The sequence below is a fragment of the Sphingobium olei genome (assembly GCF_042678845.1).
Classification (GTDB): Bacteria; Pseudomonadota; Alphaproteobacteria; order Sphingomonadales; family Sphingomonadaceae; genus Sphingobium; species Sphingobium olei.
This window is the reverse complement of the sequence record NZ_JBHTLS010000111.1, coordinates 19,937-35,400: the sequence shown is the minus strand read 5'-3', so window position 1 is coordinate 35,400 and position 15,464 is coordinate 19,937. Positions and strand designations below refer to the sequence as shown.

Here is a 15,464-nt window from a genome sequence, read left to right as displayed (position 1 = left end):
GGTCGGGCTCCGCCCTCCCTACGCCACGCGCAGCGCAAGGAGCGTTCCTCGACCGTCGTGCCATACTCGAAAGGGGGTCCCTTTTGCGCGCCGATCGGGGGTCCCGTTTGGACGCCGATTGACAGACCACGCTCGATGAACATCCGCAGGATACGACCGGATCGCCGCACCAAGTCACGATCGCGACCGTGCTGGGGCGATTTCGCACCGTGAAACAGGTTGCAGCGAACGCAATATATGGTCCGTAAGAGCTGCGGCCAGGTTGGAACATCTCCGTCTGTCCAGCCCACTGGTTGCATCCGGACGCCCACGCGTCGACGGCGGTCGAAAAGCTCGTCGCGGTCCTGCGCCCAGAAGGCATCACGACCGAGCTTCTGCCGCACGTCCCGGACGTTGAGCACCGGCCATAATTGCGAGAAGGCCATCACGCGTCGTTGAAAATCGTCATCCTGCATCAGCTCTTCATAGGCATCGGTAGCCCGCCGGTTTTCGGCAATCGCGGTGATCATGGCCGCGTCATGGTCCGCGCCGGTCACCGATTCCATCCAGCCGTTGAAGCCCATCCAAAGGCTCATAAATGACATGAAGGCTGAGCGTTGCCGGTCAGCGTTATCGATCAGCTCGTGTGCAAGATCGGCCGTTTCCGGGTCGAGCGATCGAAAATTGCTGAAGTGACCATCGTCGATATGCTTCCCGATTAGGCGATCGCCGCCGATATCTGGCGAAGCGTAGCCACGAAGGTATCCAGCAGCTGACGGCCTTGCATCGCTGCTGGCGCGGTATCATCGACCCCTGCCCGCTCCTTGCCGCTGGCGATGTTGCTCGAACCAAGATGTGCGTCGGCGAGCCGAAGATCGTAGATCCCGAAGAGCGGCGCCATCATCGTGCTCGCGTCGTTCCCAGGGATTAGACTGCCGAGGAGTTTCTCCAGCGCCTTATTCGAACCCGGCTTCCGACCATCCTTGGGTTTGGGCAGGTTGAGAGGCGCAAGGACGGCATCGACGTCGACCCGCTCCATGAAAAGGCGAGTGACCTCCTTGGCTAGCTCCAGCAAACCGTCTGCTTCAGCCGCCTGGAAGCGGTGCGCGCGGCGCAACAGCCGAGGCACGGCCTGGTCGTCGCGGAGGAGCGGGACGCCATATTTGCCGCTGAAAGCCGCGTCGATCTCCGCAAGCGCCGCGGCCAGCTGCGATTCTGGTGCGATCGTACTGGCCGGTGTCACATCCATCTGAGCGGCGAACAACTCCTCTGCCACGCCGCCGTCGGGCGTTACGTTATGAGCGCTCCACAGCCGCTGCTCCCAAGGATCGAGTGCTCCGATGTCTTTTGCGAAGACCGTGATCAGGCCGAGCCGGTTGACCCCGAAGTGGACACCGGTGCTGGCGCCCAGGCCTCCGGTTTCCGCGCTGTACCAATGCAGGCTCGCGCCGCGATGGCGCATCAAGGTGGAGACGACGGTGGGATCGAAATATAACCATGTCGACACCCCAGCCAGACCATCGCCCGACCTGCGGGTGCCGTCACTCTCCAGTATGAAGCTCGTGGTATGGGGATCCTTGTCGCCCCGGATGCGTGTACTCAGCCCGCTTGGCTGGACCCATTCCGTTCGCCACATGGCGCCCATCGTGCGGTACTGATCACTGGGGGTCGGCCAGCGCCCCGGTCCGGTTCGACCCTCCCGCTCGTCCCTGCCCCTGACTTCGGCGAAAGCGTCGCCTGGCCAGCTGTAGACAGGCTTGTCGATGGTGGTGGCGGTCCGCTGGTGATAGCTCGAACAATACAGGGCCATGCCGCGGGCGCTGAGGTAGTCACCAAGGAACTCCGGCCTAATCTCAAGCAGGATCGGGCGGTCCTCAGCATCTCGTTTCAATCGCGCGACCTCGGCCCAGCCCTCCTCCGGTCGAAACCAGCAATCACCTTCACGTAGAAGGCGGAGGGCCACGACCAGGTCGGGATGCAGGTGCCAGATGTGAAGGTGTTCGTCCTCGAGATACTGGTCGATCACGAGATTGGAACCGATCGGCTGAGTGGACCTGCCATAGAACAGGTCGGAAGCGCGATAGCCCCACGGTTCCATGCCGCCCCGGTGTGCGCCGACCCCCAAGTCGCTCCAGACGACCTTGTCGCCCTCTGATCGATGGGTGTCGAAGATCGCGGCAGTGGCGATGCCCGTATATTCCCGCAGCTCGACGATACCGGCCTCAGGTGGGTCGATCACGACATCGGCATCGTGGCGGAGCGGTATCCATGGCCGCCCTTGCAGCGGCAGCACATCACGCAACTCAAAATATCTCTGTACGATCGGCATAGGCACCCCCGGGTAGCGGAGCATGACTACCCCTGATTGCAGAGACCTTGAATCAGCTTTTTGCGATATTCTACCGTGCAGCAGGCGCCGTCGCAGAAGTCGCCGGTATCGGCTTGGTTATAGCTGCCACAAAGCACGGGACCATGTGGGCGAACGGTATCAGGAGGGATGATGAAGCTAACCAGCGATGCTGTCGAAGTGGTGAACCGCAATGCGCTCGTCACCGTCGCACTCAATCAAGGCTACAACGCCTATCTGCCGGTCTATGACAATGGCATCGACCTGATCCTGTTGAACGAGGCGACTGGCGATACCAAGCTGGTGCAGCTCAAAGGCCGGTGGACCATCGATAAGAAATATATCGGCCGAGACATCTGGATCGCGTTCCCCGACCGCGGTGTCTGGTACGTCGCACCGCACGACGAGATGCTGCGGTTAGGGGAAAGGCACACCACAACAAGCAGCTGGGCTCGAGGCACCTACAGCAAGAGTCCTCTCAGCAGGAGCGATTGCGAAGAATTGGCGTCCTATCGCTTCGGCGATCCGGACACGGTCATGGATGATGCCGCCGCTTTGAGCGCGGGCGGATAACATCCACTTTGGTGCAAAGCGCCGCAAGCTCTCGTGCACCACCTTACTCAGAGGGTGAGACCGATGCACAAAAGCAGGATCGCCGCCGCGCCCGCAGCGAGCTTCCCGCCGGCAACGACGCGTGCCGATCGCCCCACGCGAAGCCGCTTGCCCGTCCTGTCCATTCCGGAGCGGAGCCCGAGCACGCCGTCGGTCGCCAATACGGTGCCGATGATGAAGAGCAGAACCGAGATTGCCTTGGCAAAGCCGTGAGGTGACAGCCCGGTGACGATGAAGACCGCAACGAGCCCGATCGTGAGCAGGCCGTACAGTGCAAATCCGATGTCGAGCAGCCCGCGCAGCCGCTTCGGCCCGTTCCAGTCCGTAGGCCGTCGAAGGAGGATCATCGGGCGCAGGCAGAGCTGGCAGCTCTCGAGATTGCTGTCGCGCGGCCAGTGATTGATCAGATGGCCGCAATGCGGGCACCCCGGTCGACGGTATGGGAATGCGGTCGCCCGGATCAGCATGGCGAAGTCTCCGGCGCCGGTGCCAGATAATAGGCCGTGATGGCCGCCCCGATGATCATTCCCTCGACGGTGACCGACTTACCGATCAGGTGTCCGGCGATCACGTCCCCAACGAGCCGCCAGCGCATCCCGTCTCCCTCGATCAGCATCAGCCCACGTGGCGTCATGTCCACCACGCCGGTTAACCGGACAGGGCTGCTGGCCGTCATTCTGCTGCCTCGGCATAGACCCGGGTTTCCTCGGCCGAGGCGCCATTGAAGCATACCAAGGGACAGTGGAGGAGAAGCCGGCCGTGATAGTGCAGCGTGCGCCCGTCCAGCCTGATCGGATCGCGAGCGAGGCGTTGGCAGGATTTGTTCGATCGGTTCCTGAAAGCGCAGGGCGCGGCGAGCGGGGAGAGGGGCACCTTGGTCACTTCTTCCGCTTGGGATTGAGGCGGCGGTTCGCCGAAGAGGTCGCACTGTTCCATTACGGGTTCCGTTCTCCCCCCGAGTGGTGGCCGCGGTTGCCAGCGCTGGACCATGGCGGCGTGAAGTCGTCGCGAGATTTTCCGTCGATTCAACGAAGCGCTGCCAAGCGGCGTTGACTTCGTCTTCGGCGCGTTTGCGTCCCTCGCTGCCTTGCCGAAGCCCCAGCGGAGCTTGCCGGGATCAACCTTCTGCCGCTGGCGATACCGCTCGCGCGTATAGTCGCGGTCGTCGATCGCCACTACGCAGCCCCTTCGACGCTGGATTGATAGTAGACGCCTTGGTCGCGGTGCATCGCGATCTTCAGAAAGGCGGGGCACTCGACAAGCACCGCCAACCACGCCGCGCACTCGGCCCTTCCGAGCGCCGACGAGTGACTGGCCAGTTCCACCCAGACGAGGAGGGCGAGGCCGGCGATAGTCCCGATGCGGACGTCCCGCCGAAGGCCGGCAGGAAGCTTTAGAATGCTCGGTAGGCGCACCCATGCCGGGGTGGCGAGATCACCCCTGAGGTACAGCGGCGATGCGGCGTAGATCGCCAGTATGATCTGGGTCTCAAGCATGGTTCGCCCCCCGATCCGCGATCGCGCCCGCAGATCGATCCGAATGAAGCAACGGTGCGAGCGCCTCACGGACATTCGCCAGCGTCGGCTTGGTCTTTGCCGCGATGCGGATCGTCGTGTAGCCAGCGCGCGATGTCATCGCATCACGCTTTGCGTCGGTCGCGGCGTTATGGGTATAGTCGTCGACCTCGATCAAGGCGACGATCGTTCCAGTCTCCCGGTCCTGCACTACGAAGTCGATGATCTTCTGCGAGAAGCTGTTTCGATCAGCGGGGGACACCTTGCGCCCGAGCCGACGTGGAACCTGCAGGAGAGCCCCCATTGCCACCTGCGCGTGGATGCGGTGTGCGGGCAGGGCGCGCTCGATCGCCGCGAGCATGGCCAGCTCGCGGTCGGTAAGAAAGCGCTTGGCCACCGGCGCGGGCGGTCCACTCGGTGCCGCCGCGCTTTTCACCAGCGCAAGTATAATGACCGCGCAGACGATAAGAAATACGGTCGCGATTGGCGATCCGAACAGTTGTGTCATTGCGTCACCCCTCGGAATGGAAGGCGCGGCCAACAACCGGGGCCGCGCCGGTCTGCCGGTTACCAGCCGTCGCGGCGCCCCTCGCCGCTGTCCTTGAGCCCACGCCGGTCCAGACTGGAGCGCCGGATCTCCAGTTCAACGCCATCGCCCTTGTCGCGGGTTCGGATGTCGCGGGGATCCACATTGTTGCGCTTGGCGAAGTCCTCGGCTGCCTTGTCGCTGCCGAACTTGCCGACGTCGTCGAAATCCCATCCACTCATCGTCGTCTCCTTCAATCCGGCGGTCCGGCCGGTCGGTCGTCACAGATCGAGCCCCAGGCTGCGTTCCGGCAGCGGCGGCAGCACGTCGCTGCGGTCGGGCTTGAGCTCGGGCGGTGATTTGAGGGGATCGCCCGGTGCAGACGCAGCCTGGCCCTTCCCGGCAGTCGGAAGCGGCGGGTCGCCTGGCAAAGGCGGCAAGTCCGACAGATCGACAGGGTCGGGATCGAATTTTTCGCGCGGGCTGGTGCCCGTGCCGCGTTCCCGGTCGACGTCGAGCCGACCCACCGTTTCGAGCGCCGAGGTCTTGTTTCCGGGGTTGTTGTCGAGCTGGCGCTCGAGCTTCGCTTTATCGTCCACCACCATCGTCATTTCGTCGCGAACGCGGGTGACGCCGACGTTGAACAGGCGCTGGTTGGACAGGTTGCGCTCCTGGCTCGACATGACGGTGATCGCCTTGTCGGTGGTGATGCCCTGCGCCATGTGCATGTTCAGCGAGTAAGCGAGGTCGAGCCGCGACAGCATCGGATCGCCCAGGTCGAGCGTCAGCCGCTCCTTGCTCGCGGTTTCGACGGTGACGCCGCTCGCATCGATGGTGAGGACGCGTGCGAGGGCGGCGTTGTGGAGCCCCCTCCCCTTGTCGTTGGCGGTCCAGCGAATGCGATCGCCTTCGCGCAGATGAAGATCTTTCTTCTCGCTGAGCTGAAGGCGGTCGCGCTTCTCGGTTGGCGAGAGTTTCTGTGGGTCGAACCGGATGCGCCGGCGACCGTCGAGAAGATCGACCTTGCCGTTGGGGTGGACCTTGTCGACGTCGTAGCGGCCGGCGGCGAGGCCGACGTCCTGACCGCCTCCCCTGCCTACCTCGAGGGTTTGTCCGGGCCGGTAGGTGGATGCGTACCGCAACTCCTCGCGCGTGGTATTCACCCGCTCGTAGACGGTGAGGTGAATCCCCTCGCCGCGCACGGTCTTCTCGGCCGCAAGCCCGTCCTGAATGCGTTGATTGATGATCGCGCGCGAGGCGCGGCCCGACGCGAACACCGCCGTCGACTCCCGATCGGCGCTCGAGAGTCCGAGCCACATTTCGGCTGCGTGCAAGGCCGGGCTATTGTGCTCGATGACGCTGTCGCCAAGCACCTTCATGGCCTTGCCCGCTTCGCCGACATTGGCCAGGGCCGCGACGGTGCGCAGCTGATCGGTGCGCTGGCGGATGTTCTCGTCCATGCGCGCCATGGTTCCCCCGCCGGCCTGGATGAGCGCGAACGACTTTCCGGCATCGATCGAGGAGAGCTGCTGCCGGTCGCCAACGAGAACGAGTTTGTCGACGCCCAGCGCGGCCGAGATTTGATGGAGCTTCAGCATGTCGTCGCTCGACACCATCGAGGTCTCGTCGACGACGAGCATCTGGCCGCCGAACACGGCCCGCGCCTGCTCATAGGCGTCGCCCTGCCGGTTCGTGACGTGCCGCTCGTTGGCAAGAATGAAGGAGGCGATGGTCTGGGACTTGATTCCGGCGCCCTCTGCGAGGTCCGCCACCATCTTGTTCTGGAAGGCGAGGCCCGTGACGGCCCGCCCCTCCGCCTCGGCGACCCGCGCGACGGACTGCAGCATGGTCGACTTGCCGGCGCCGGCTATGCCCTGCACCACCACCGTCCGGTCCTCCGAAGAGACAATCAGTGTGGCGGCGGCGAGCTGCCCGGCGTTGAGCTCGCGATCCGCATGTGCCTGCAAGCGCTCGGGAGCCTCGCTGGCCGCAATCATCGGAGTGGAAGCGCCCTTCCCCTGCTCCACCGCCTTGAGAATGCGCTCCTCGGTCCTGAGGGCCTCCTGCGTGGTCACCATGCGGGGCCGGGTGTCGCCCACGCGCGCCTCGCCCGCGATCAGCTGGCCGCGTTCCACAAGCTGAGCGATCCGCCGCTCGACATGGTCGACCGTGACGCCCTTCAGACCGAGATCCAGAGCGGTCTTGCCGAGCTGGTTGACGTTGAAGGCGGCTTCACGCTCGGAAAGCATGCGCACGGCGGACGCAACAGCCAGCTGCGCACGAGCTTCTGCCGGCGAGTGGGTCACCCGAGCCAGGCCCCGATCGACGAGAGGATCGTGCGGCTTGAGGATGTCGCCAAGCTTTTCCCAGGCGTTCGTAAGCGCCTCGGAGACGGCGCGATAGCCGCGCTCGAGAGCGCTTCCCGGCTCGCGCTGTTCGGATCTTGCAAGCGCCGCCTCGAGCAGGGCCTTGCCATCGAAGCCGAGGGCCGCCGCCTTCTCGATCCACTCGCGTCGGAGGCCGTCGCGGTCCTCAACATTCAGCTTGGGATCGCGCGTATTGGTGGTGACGCTGTCGCGCCCTTTGGGAGAGGTAATGCCGAGCTCGGCCGCCTTCTCGAGAATGGCTTCGCGGCGCTGGCTGAACGCCTCCAGCACCGCCTTGGGGACACCGGCTACCTCGAACGTCCCGTGCTTGCCCTTGAGCTCTAGCCTGTAGCCCAGCTTCTCCATCTCCTCGCGCAGGAAGGCGTGGTAGATCGAGCCGATCACCGTGTTGTTGCTCCAGATCTTGTCGGCATGGAGCGCCTGCCATTTGCCGTCGGGCATCTTGGTCAGGTTGGCGATTACTGCGTGGACGTGCGCCTGAGGATCGAGGGCGCGGCTCGTGTCATGCTGGAACAAGGCGAAGACGAGGTTGCCGGTCTGCACCGGAACCTTGCGCCCTTCCACGTCCTTGCGCCCTTCGGCGAGGTTCTTCTCGACCCAGGCCATCGCCCGCGCGACCGCCTTCATGTTGGCGCCGTTCTCGCCGAGGATCCGCTTGTCGCCGGTGACATAGGCGAGCAGCGACACCGACTTCGGAGCCGAGAAGGTGAGGTCGACGCCCGATCGCCGGTTCTCGACCTGTGCCACGCCCTCCCCGCTCGGCAGAATACCGTTCAGGATGCCTTCGAAGGCATCCTTCGCCACCTCGCCGGACAAGCCCAGGTCGGAGGCGCCCTCGCCGCCCCAGGCACTGACCTCCGAGCTGTCGTCGACGGTGTAATAGTCGTCCTTGGCGAAGTAGCCGGCGGCGCCGGAGGCGGAACGGACGGAGGCGACCGAGAGCACTGGCTAGATCCCCATGTCCATGCCGTCAGGCTCGCGGCCGGCGGAGAAATCCTGGCGTAGCTCGACGATCGTCTGATCCTCGACCCGCGGCGCGCTGTGATGGCTGCGACCGTCCTTTCGATCATCACGTTCTCGGGCCTGCGCTGCCTCCTGCTCTGCTGCCGCGCGCGCAGTCTGTGCGATGTCGGCCGCATGTTGACGGGGTGCCTGTCCGTCGCGGTCGGCGTTGTTTTCGTGAACCGCCTTGCTGGTCGATTCCTTCTCCGCATCGACCTCGGCAGACAGGATGCGCGCGGCCATTTCCTTCGCCACGTTGACCGGCTCTACCACCTCCTGGATCACCTGGCCGGCACCATCACGCCCACCGGCTTCACCACCCCCTTCTCCGTCGAACACTTCCTCTCCGCGCTTCGATCGCACCGGCTTCATGTCGGGGCGGGGCAGGAAGCCGTCCGCGACCTGGGGATAGTCCTTCCAGACGAGCTTGATCCGAGCGGCCGGGAAGCCGTCGGGGAACTTCACGAAGCCATGCATCGAGGGCAGGTTCGTGATGTCGTCGGCGATCACGAGCGGTTCGACCTGCTTGCGCGGAGTCAGCGTCGAGGCGTCGCGCGTGTTGTTGTAGCCGTAGCTGTAGGCCTCATCCATCTGGCGGACTTCGCGGTTGCCGATATAGCGGGCGCACTGCTCGGCGGTGTCGAGATCGGCGGTCGCGAGGATGAGCTTGGAGCGGGCAAGCGAGGCGAGATTGCGGGCGCCCTGCTCGCCATATACCTCGACCAGCTTTTCGAAGCTGTGGATGCCGAGGATCATTGCGCCGCCGAAGGCGCGGGCCGTCTGAAGGCCATTCTCGATGGCTGGCAGCCGGTGAAGTGCGCCGAGCTCGTCGAACATGAACCAGGTGCGCAGCGACCGCGTGCGCGGCATGGTCATGAGCCGGTTGATGGCGAGGTCCATCCAGAGCGTCAGCAGCGCCCGGTTCATCGGCATGTCGACGTAATTTGAGGTGATGAAAAGGATGGAGCCTGGCTTCTTCTCACCCGTGATCCATTCGCGGATCGAGAAGCGCGGACCCTCGTCTGGCAGGAAGCGGAGGACCTGCGCGTTCGTGTTGAAGACGGCGCGGATCGACTCCGCCATGCGGGCGGCTTCCGGGGCCGTCAGAGGGTCGGCGATGGTGTTCTGAAGGTAGCGGTGAACGCGCTTTAGATCGGCCGTCATCAGATGTTCCGACAGCGCGAGATTGGTGGTCTCACCACGCTCCTGCAGGCGGACGCACATTTCGATGAAGAGAGTTCGCGCCGCGAGCGCCCAGAACGGTTCTGAGGAGCCGCCGTCCGACGGGATCAGGGCCGCAGCGGCGGCGGTAAACTCACTGTGGGTGCAGCAGTCCGAAAAGATCGACCATGCCGGGCAGCGCCGGTCCATCGGATTGAGGATCGTATCGCGCTCGGGGTCATAGAATGCCTCGACATAGGCACCGGTGAGATCAAAGATGACGGCGCTGTCCTGACGCTCGCGCATCTGCTTGACGAGGCTGCGCAGCTCGGTCGTCTTGCCCGACCCGGTGGTGCCGACCAGCATCGTGTGCGACTGTTCCATCCGGTGCGGGAACGGGATGCCGGCGAGTATGTAGGGATGGTGGATCCCGGCGGCCTTGCGCGCCGCAAAGGGCAGTTGCAGCACCTGCCGCGGCGAGAGGTCGGGCAGGCACTCCCGGGCTTCCTTTTCGAACGCCGCCTGGTTGTGTTGGGACACCTCCGCGAGAAGCAGTTCGCGCTCGACTAGCATGGCGCCCCGCTCGTGTCGCTCCTGCAGGATCGACCGGCCCCGACGCCGCGAAATATCGACGAACCAGATGGTCAGCGGGATCGTGAGAAAGACGGAGACGAGGATGGCGCCGAGCAGGCCCCGCACGGCCACACTCCAGGCCCTCTGGACCTCGGGCATATACTGCACGACCGCCATGATCGTGCGGTGGATTTCGCCGTTGGGGAGGGTGACGTTGACCCGCTTGGCAGGGTCCAGTCCGACCCAGTCCCAAAGCATCGCGTAGAGCTTCATGCAGACGAGCTGGAAGCCGTGCTCGTCGAGCTTGAGCGATAAGATGATGAACCAGGCCGCGAGGAAGGCGAAGAACCACAGGATGAAGGGCAGCTTCGCGCCCGAGAACCACATCAGCATCTCGTGGGTGAGAAGCTGGCTTCCGCGCGTGAAATTGCCGGCGTTGCGATGGACTTTGCCCCGCGCCGAATGATGGGTCAGGGGTATGGCGCGGCCATCGGTGCGGATGTCCTTACGCGCCATGGTATTGCTCCAGGCGCTTGTCCGCATTGGCGATGATCCGCTCGCGGAATTCGGGATATTGCTCGCTGATGATGACGTCGAGCGCGAGCTGCATGAACTCGCTGATCCGCGCCAATCGGCGGTGGCTGGACGTGATGACGCTCGCCGTGCCGAGATAGGCATCGACTGCCGCCCGGATGATCTCGGAGGGCTTGCATTCCTGGTCCGTCGCGAGGGCCAGAATGCGATCATACTGCTGGCGGTCGAGCCGGACCGTGCAGTGCCGTGTCGTCGAGGACAAACCAGCCTCCTAGCAGAGAGGCTGGTGGGGACCTGAGAAAGCGTGTGGAGATATAACCGATCGCGCGGTGGGCGGCAAAGAGAAATGGGGAACACAGAGCGCGTGGCACCACGTGGCACGGCTAAGTCACTGAAGGCTTGGGATAAACAGACTCCCTCGCGAACGTCCCACGCCGTGGCACGCTCTCCGGTCGCCCTAAGCTATTGAGGGAACACGGGAATCCTGCACCTTCAGGTGCGTAGGGTGTGCGCATATCCCAAGAGACCGCTATATGGTCCCGGACCTGTCCGGAGGTCGTTGGAAATGGCCCGTAGCCGGGTCCGGCTGGGCAGAGGTCCGCCGGCAGGCGGAACGGCGAGAATCGGCCCTCGCGAAGCTGCGGTCCCGCCAGCGGGCGCCCTGGTCAGGCGAGGATCGTCACCCGAATGGGCGGAGACAAGGCGCATGCCTTGGCTCCGTGAGGTTGGGGTGCCGGGCCCCAACGGGGTGCGGCAGCCCTAGCGAATAGAGCCGTCATCGGGCGAGAAGCCCGATGCGCCCCCGCACCATTCTTCTCCTTCCGGGGCGGAGGCTCTCCCGCTATGGTCAAACTGTTCATAGCCCGATCAGCCTTGAACAGAGGCACCTATGGCAAAGACACTGGAACAGGAGCGCGCAGCGTTCGAAGCGGATGCACAGCGATTGGAGGAACGCCGCCGAAAGCTCGAAGAGCGAGAGCGCGAGCAGGCCATATCGGCGGTGGAAAAAACGGGCCTGCTGAAGCTTGAGATCAAGCGGCTGACCGCGATCGTCGAGCGGGTAAAATCGCTCGGAATCGACGAGGTCGAAAAGCGGCTGAGAGCCTGAACCCAGCCTGCCGCGGCAGCGCTGCGGCACGGGCATAGGGGGTTCGATGCCCCCTATGCCCGTATTCCTCCCAGCAAAAAAAGGGAGAGGCGACGCGCGCCCCTCCCCTTTTTGTCGGTCTCAGAACTCGTCGAGGATCCCGCCCGGCGCGGTGTAGACGATCCGGTCGATCATCGCCGGTGTGAGGTTCCCGTAATCGCCCTCGTCGATGGCGAGATATCCCTGCTCTTCATCCTCGATGACATGTTGATCGAAGAAGCTGTGAAGCGCCCGGCGTTCCGCGTTGGCGACCGCTGCGAAGTAGGCGTTGTTGTGGGCGGCGGCGGTGTTGGTGATCGTCTGCATGGCTATGCTCCTGTCTGTCTTGAATGACAGGGGAAGGCGCGTCGGGCGGGTGAGGTCGGGTCAAGGATCGCCGGCTTGCCGGCGACCGCGCAGCGGCGGTGGGGGTCACGATTTTCTTCGGCGGCCACCGGTGTCGAGGGGGGAGCGCTGCGCTCGATCCGCCGGAGAAAATGGTGGGGCCCCGCCGTCCTTGAGGCGGCCTCGCCCGGCCGACAGAATGGGAAGACTGTGAGAGATGTTTCCTCTCGGTCGGAGGACCAGGCCGAGGCGTAGCGGCGTGCGGACCGGCGGGTCCGCGCGTCACGCGAGCGAGCCTGCGTCTGGCAGCCTTCGCTATTCCATGCCGTCATGGAACAGCCTCCAGAGGAGCGCGTCCCCTTCAATCTCGCGGAGCCGAAGCTCCAGCGACAGGGCCGCTTCCCGCTCCGCGATCCGGGCGTTTTCGGCGGTCGTGAGGGCGGCGCGATCGATTCCGGAGCGAAAGGTTTCTCGGTGGTTGAGGAGGCGCCGCAGCCGTGCCGTTTCGCGGTCGATCGATGCGATGGCGGCGACGGCAGCGTGGGTTGCGGATACGGTCATGGTTGCGCTCCAGGTGCGAGGGGATTGAGCGCTCGAGCGCCCTTTCGTTCGAGACGCCGCCGTTTTGGCGGAGGGAGAGAAGAGGAGCCGGGCGCGCGACCCCGCCCAAGGGCTGATCAGGGGTGCCCGTCGCAGTGGCAGTAGGGCATGGCCGCTGTGCCTTGGTGTCGCGGATGGTCTGTGTTAGTTCCCGCGCTGCGCTGCGAAGGCCGTGGCGCCGGGACTGGTAATCCCGTCGAGAAAGGCAACTCGGTGTGGTTTCACGCCGGGGTGCCTGCGCATATGTCCAGGTGCCTCGGCACTAAAAGCGTAGGCGCATGTCTCGACGTGTTACCAGCCCCGGCTCCCGCGCCCCAGCGCGGGAGTTGCTTGGCGAGAGCGCCCAAGTTGCTCCGATGATGGTCGCGCTCCGGAATGCGATATGGACCTCAACGAGAAGGATCCGGGCGTGACACGGGCGCTCGCCTTGGCGCTGATGCGTCAGGCGCGCGAGTATCTCGGCGCGATCGGCGAGGACGAGGCGTCGCTTCATCTGCAACGCGCGATCGATGCCCTCCTGAAGCCCGCGCCCGGCAATTCGGCGCAAGCCTGAGCGGCAAAAAAGGGCGCGCCATGCGAGGTGACGCGCCCTCCTTCGGCGGCGGGAACGGGCGGAGGCTATGCCCATTCCAGCCGCGAAGTGTCGTCGGCGTCGGCCAGGCCGATGAGCTGGTCGAGCCGATCAAGATACGGGGTGATCCCCTCCTCCTCCGCACGGCGCCGGACGGCCGGGTTGGCAAGCCGCACGCGGACGGCATCTATGGGTATTTCGCCGATGCTGTCCGGCGCCAGTCCGAGGCTCTCAAGCAGGACAGCGGCGTTGCCCGAGGCGAGATCGAGTTCGAGGCCCCGATCGGAGGTGAGAGCGACCCGCATGGCGATCGTTGCTGCCCCCTCGTCCCGCCATACGCTGACCCGGCGGCATCGGAACTGGGCCTCTTCGACGACGCTGATGACGTCCGCGTCGAAGTCGAAAATCCTCGCGATCGCGGCCAGCGCGAGTGGGCAGACGCGTGCTTCGAAGTGATAGGAAAGATACTCGTCCTCGGGCGCGTCGGGGTCGAGCAGAACGGCTCTGCAGCGGGCGCTTTCCTCGCGAAGGAAAGTCCGGAAGGCGGCGAGTTGCCGGGCGTTGATGGTGGCTCGCGGACCCGGCTGGTCATCGGCCGCCGTCGCGATACGGAACGTGATGGACATCTCGTCCTCCCTTGTTGAACCGCAGCCGATCCTCCCCCTCTCCTTTTCCGCCAGCGACGGGATGCCGGAGCGAGCGCGCAGGCGCTCAGTCTCGCGGCGCGAAGGGGCTCGATGCCCCTGAGCGCCGCTTGTCGACGCAAGAAAGGAAGAGAGGCCCCGGCTTACGCCGGAGCCTCTCGGACAAGCGCCTCAGGCGGCGCGTTGGCCCCGCTGCTGGGTGAGGCGGACGATGTGCAGCGGAACACCCGCCTGCCGCAGCTTCTGGGCGAGATTCTGCTGGATGCCCGAGCCTTCGCAGATGACCGCTTCGACCGGCTTGAGGTTGAGGATGCGGTCGTTGCGGACGAAGGCGGCGCGGTTGCCCTGGCTGCGATCGAGGCGGAACTGGATTACCTTTACGCCGCGCGAGGCGGCCCATGCGTGCGCCACGGCATCGCACCCCTTGGCCTGCGCGGTCGTCGCGAGGATCATCTCCGGGATGCGCGCCTTGATGCTGTCGAGACCCTTCCAGAGCAGGTCGCCGTCTTCCCAGACCTGACCGCCCGAGAAGGCCACCACAGGTCCTTCGGGCGCGAACTGTTCGCGGCGCTCGCGGGCGCGTGAGGCGAGATAGTCGCGGGCGTCGATCATCGATGCGTTGAGCGCGCTCGACACCCTGCTTCCCCGGACCGGCGAGAAGGGCTTGCCGGTTTCGACGCGATATACTTCGGCGGCGTGGTCGCGCATGCATTCCATCGCTTCCCGGCAACCTTGCAGCGTCTGACACAGGAGCTGCGTGTCCTCCAGTTCGGTCGCGTAGATCTCGGAGGGGTCGTAGGCGCGGGCGAGGTCGCCGAGCTTCTTGGCCGCGTCGTCCTCCCGGCCCTCGATCCGCTTCGCCACGACGTGGAAGCTGTTCGCGAAACCCCAGGCGAGATCGGTCGCGAAGGCCTCCATGCGCGTGTCGCGCAGCACATCGAACATCGTCTGCATCATCATCTCGACGGCGGCCCGGACTTGCTCGGGGTCGGGCATGTCCAGCGCTTCCGGCGCCTCGACGATGCTGAGCTTGGCCATCTCGCTATGCTCGATGAAAGCGCCTTCGTAGGTCTGGGTCAGGTCCTCGTTTTCGCGCGCGGCGGCAATGTGGCTGGCGAGGTCGGCGAAGTTGGTGAAACTGGTCTGCATGATAGCCTCCTTGGAATCTCATCCATTCGATGAGGCTTCTCATTCGACGTGCGGCGGTCGTGCCGGTCAGGGACGTTAACCGGGAAGCCGGCGCCAGTCGGATCCCGGTTAACGCCGCGAAGCGGGGAGCGGGGGAGCCGATTTTCTCGGGCCCGGAGCGCAGCGCAGGGTGCGTGAAAATTGGGGGAACCGCTCATCCTTGACGGGCTCGGATCCCCGCACGTCACAACTAGGAATTCAGAGAGAGAGATTTTTTGGTCACCACCTCTCCTCACGCTCCCCGCAAGGTGATCGTCACCCGTAAGGGCGGAGACCCGGCGGAGACGGGGCTCCGGGAGCGACAGCGAGTAGAGCGCCGGTCCCGCCCGCAGGGTGGGATGCGTCGAACCATTGG

At 64.8% G+C, this 15,464-nt stretch carries 18 protein-coding genes; 3 read left to right on the top strand and 15 right to left on the bottom strand.

Annotated features, from left to right (window positions below; all coding sequences use genetic code 11):
- Both ACFQ24_RS07800 and ACFQ24_RS07795 read right to left on the bottom strand, forming a co-directional pair.
- Positions 1 to 563 (bottom strand): hypothetical protein (locus tag ACFQ24_RS07800; RefSeq protein WP_380910254.1); only part of this gene is annotated, 563 nt, incomplete at its 3' end.
- Positions 564 to 697: 134 nt separating this feature from the next.
- Positions 698 to 2,308 (bottom strand): hypothetical protein, encoded by a 1,611-nt coding sequence (locus ACFQ24_RS07795; protein WP_046408812.1) that lies wholly within the window; start codon positions 2,306 to 2,308, stop codon positions 698 to 700.
- A gap of 171 nt (positions 2,309 to 2,479) precedes the next feature.
- Here ACFQ24_RS07795 and ACFQ24_RS07790 point away from each other — a divergent pair, with 171 nt between their 5' ends.
- A complete protein-coding gene (locus tag ACFQ24_RS07790) occupies positions 2,480 to 2,899 on the top strand; it encodes a hypothetical protein (protein WP_126002494.1) in 420 nt (139 codons plus the stop codon).
- Between the two features lie 47 nt (positions 2,900 to 2,946).
- Here ACFQ24_RS07790 and ACFQ24_RS07785 read toward each other — a convergent pair whose 3' ends face one another.
- Genes ACFQ24_RS07785 through ACFQ24_RS07745 form a run of 9 tightly spaced genes read right to left on the bottom strand, consistent with a single transcriptional unit; the run spans position 2,947 to position 10,897 of the window.
- The gene (locus tag ACFQ24_RS07785; protein ID WP_126002493.1) at positions 2,947 to 3,405 is read right to left on the bottom strand and encodes a hypothetical protein; all 459 of its coding nucleotides are present in this window, start codon (positions 3,403 to 3,405) and stop codon (positions 2,947 to 2,949) included.
- Complete coding sequence (locus ACFQ24_RS07780) at positions 3,399 to 3,614, bottom strand: DUF5818 domain-containing protein (RefSeq protein WP_126002492.1); 216 nt, start codon at positions 3,612 to 3,614, stop codon at positions 3,399 to 3,401. The genes ACFQ24_RS07785 and ACFQ24_RS07780 overlap by 7 nt, the downstream gene beginning before the upstream one ends.
- Entirely contained in the window at positions 3,611 to 4,114 is a 504-nt protein-coding gene (locus ACFQ24_RS07775; protein WP_046408775.1) for a hypothetical protein, read from the bottom strand. Before ACFQ24_RS07775 ends, ACFQ24_RS07780 begins: the two co-directional genes overlap by 4 nt.
- The gene (locus ACFQ24_RS07770) at positions 4,114 to 4,434 is read right to left on the bottom strand and encodes a hypothetical protein (protein ID WP_046408777.1); all 321 of its coding nucleotides are present in this window, start codon (positions 4,432 to 4,434) and stop codon (positions 4,114 to 4,116) included. Before ACFQ24_RS07770 ends, ACFQ24_RS07775 begins: the two co-directional genes overlap by 1 nt.
- Positions 4,427 to 4,960, bottom strand: a complete 534-nt coding sequence (locus ACFQ24_RS07765; protein ID WP_046408778.1) for a DUF2726 domain-containing protein — start codon at positions 4,958 to 4,960, stop codon at positions 4,427 to 4,429. The genes ACFQ24_RS07770 and ACFQ24_RS07765 overlap by 8 nt, the downstream gene beginning before the upstream one ends.
- 59 nt (positions 4,961 to 5,019) lie before the next feature.
- Entirely contained in the window at positions 5,020 to 5,220 is a 201-nt protein-coding gene (locus tag ACFQ24_RS07760) for a hypothetical protein (RefSeq protein ID WP_046408815.1), read from the bottom strand.
- Positions 5,221 to 5,259: 39 nt separating this feature from the next.
- The gene (mobF, locus tag ACFQ24_RS07755) at positions 5,260 to 8,310 is read right to left on the bottom strand and encodes a MobF family relaxase (protein ID WP_380910250.1); all 3,051 of its coding nucleotides are present in this window, start codon (positions 8,308 to 8,310) and stop codon (positions 5,260 to 5,262) included.
- Between the two features lie 3 nt (positions 8,311 to 8,313).
- Positions 8,314 to 10,617: a type IV secretion system DNA-binding domain-containing protein gene (locus ACFQ24_RS07750; protein WP_046408780.1), complete on the bottom strand. Its 2,304-nt coding sequence runs from the start codon at positions 10,615 to 10,617 to the stop codon at positions 8,314 to 8,316.
- Entirely contained in the window at positions 10,607 to 10,897 is a 291-nt protein-coding gene (locus ACFQ24_RS07745) for a hypothetical protein (protein WP_010339736.1), read from the bottom strand. The genes ACFQ24_RS07750 and ACFQ24_RS07745 overlap by 11 nt, the downstream gene beginning before the upstream one ends.
- 627 nt (positions 10,898 to 11,524) lie before the next feature.
- On the opposite strand from ACFQ24_RS07745, the gene ACFQ24_RS07740 reads away from it, so the two are divergent.
- Positions 11,525 to 11,743 carry a hypothetical protein gene (locus ACFQ24_RS07740; RefSeq protein WP_010339735.1) on the top strand — a complete coding sequence of 73 codons (219 nt, stop codon included), beginning with the start codon at positions 11,525 to 11,527 and terminating at the stop codon, positions 11,741 to 11,743.
- A 120-nt stretch (positions 11,744 to 11,863) separates the two neighbouring features.
- Here ACFQ24_RS07740 and ACFQ24_RS07735 read toward each other — a convergent pair whose 3' ends face one another.
- Positions 11,864 to 12,088, bottom strand: coding sequence for a hypothetical protein (locus tag ACFQ24_RS07735; RefSeq protein WP_046408781.1), 225 nt, complete (start codon positions 12,086 to 12,088; stop codon positions 11,864 to 11,866).
- A 333-nt stretch (positions 12,089 to 12,421) separates the two neighbouring features.
- A complete protein-coding gene (locus ACFQ24_RS07730) occupies positions 12,422 to 12,667 on the bottom strand; it encodes a hypothetical protein (protein ID WP_380910245.1) in 246 nt (81 codons plus the stop codon).
- Positions 12,668 to 13,088: 421 nt separating this feature from the next.
- Here ACFQ24_RS07730 and ACFQ24_RS07725 point away from each other — a divergent pair, with 421 nt between their 5' ends.
- Entirely contained in the window at positions 13,089 to 13,259 is a 171-nt protein-coding gene (locus ACFQ24_RS07725; RefSeq protein ID WP_164521873.1) for a hypothetical protein, read from the top strand.
- A gap of 65 nt (positions 13,260 to 13,324) precedes the next feature.
- Here ACFQ24_RS07725 and ACFQ24_RS07720 read toward each other — a convergent pair whose 3' ends face one another.
- Complete coding sequence (locus tag ACFQ24_RS07720; RefSeq protein WP_046408783.1) at positions 13,325 to 13,903, bottom strand: hypothetical protein; 579 nt, start codon at positions 13,901 to 13,903, stop codon at positions 13,325 to 13,327.
- Between the two features lie 189 nt (positions 13,904 to 14,092).
- Entirely contained in the window at positions 14,093 to 15,070 is a 978-nt protein-coding gene (locus ACFQ24_RS07715; protein WP_037448183.1) for a DUF2493 domain-containing protein, read from the bottom strand.
- Positions 15,071 to 15,464: the final 394 nt, after the last annotated feature.

What these genes read in the sequence shown, in the direction of transcription:
- ACFQ24_RS07795 (WP_046408812.1), bottom strand. Translation starts at nt 2,308, where the DNA reads ATGCCGATCGTACAGAGATATTTTGAGTTGCGTGATGTGCTGCCGCTG.
- ACFQ24_RS07790 (WP_126002494.1), top strand. Translation starts at nt 2,480, where the DNA reads ATGAAGCTAACCAGCGATGCTGTCGAAGTGGTGAACCGCAATGCGCTC.
- ACFQ24_RS07785 (WP_126002493.1), bottom strand. Translation starts at nt 3,405, where the DNA reads ATGCTGATCCGGGCGACCGCATTCCCATACCGTCGACCGGGGTGCCCG.
- ACFQ24_RS07780 (WP_126002492.1), bottom strand. Translation starts at nt 3,614, where the DNA reads ATGACGGCCAGCAGCCCTGTCCGGTTAACCGGCGTGGTGGACATGACG.
- ACFQ24_RS07770 (WP_046408777.1), bottom strand. Translation starts at nt 4,434, where the DNA reads ATGCTTGAGACCCAGATCATACTGGCGATCTACGCCGCATCGCCGCTG.
- ACFQ24_RS07765 (WP_046408778.1), bottom strand. Translation starts at nt 4,960, where the DNA reads ATGACACAACTGTTCGGATCGCCAATCGCGACCGTATTTCTTATCGTC.
- ACFQ24_RS07760 (WP_046408815.1), bottom strand. Translation starts at nt 5,220, where the DNA reads ATGAGTGGATGGGATTTCGACGACGTCGGCAAGTTCGGCAGCGACAAG.
- ACFQ24_RS07750 (WP_046408780.1), bottom strand. Translation starts at nt 10,617, where the DNA reads ATGGCGCGTAAGGACATCCGCACCGATGGCCGCGCCATACCCCTGACC.
- ACFQ24_RS07740 (WP_010339735.1), top strand. Translation starts at nt 11,525, where the DNA reads ATGGCAAAGACACTGGAACAGGAGCGCGCAGCGTTCGAAGCGGATGCA.
- ACFQ24_RS07735 (WP_046408781.1), bottom strand. Translation starts at nt 12,088, where the DNA reads ATGCAGACGATCACCAACACCGCCGCCGCCCACAACAACGCCTACTTC.
- ACFQ24_RS07730 (WP_380910245.1), bottom strand. Translation starts at nt 12,667, where the DNA reads ATGACCGTATCCGCAACCCACGCTGCCGTCGCCGCCATCGCATCGATC.
- ACFQ24_RS07725 (WP_164521873.1), top strand. Translation starts at nt 13,089, where the DNA reads ATGGACCTCAACGAGAAGGATCCGGGCGTGACACGGGCGCTCGCCTTG.
- ACFQ24_RS07720 (WP_046408783.1), bottom strand. Translation starts at nt 13,903, where the DNA reads ATGTCCATCACGTTCCGTATCGCGACGGCGGCCGATGACCAGCCGGGT.
- ACFQ24_RS07715 (WP_037448183.1), bottom strand. Translation starts at nt 15,070, where the DNA reads ATGCAGACCAGTTTCACCAACTTCGCCGACCTCGCCAGCCACATTGCC.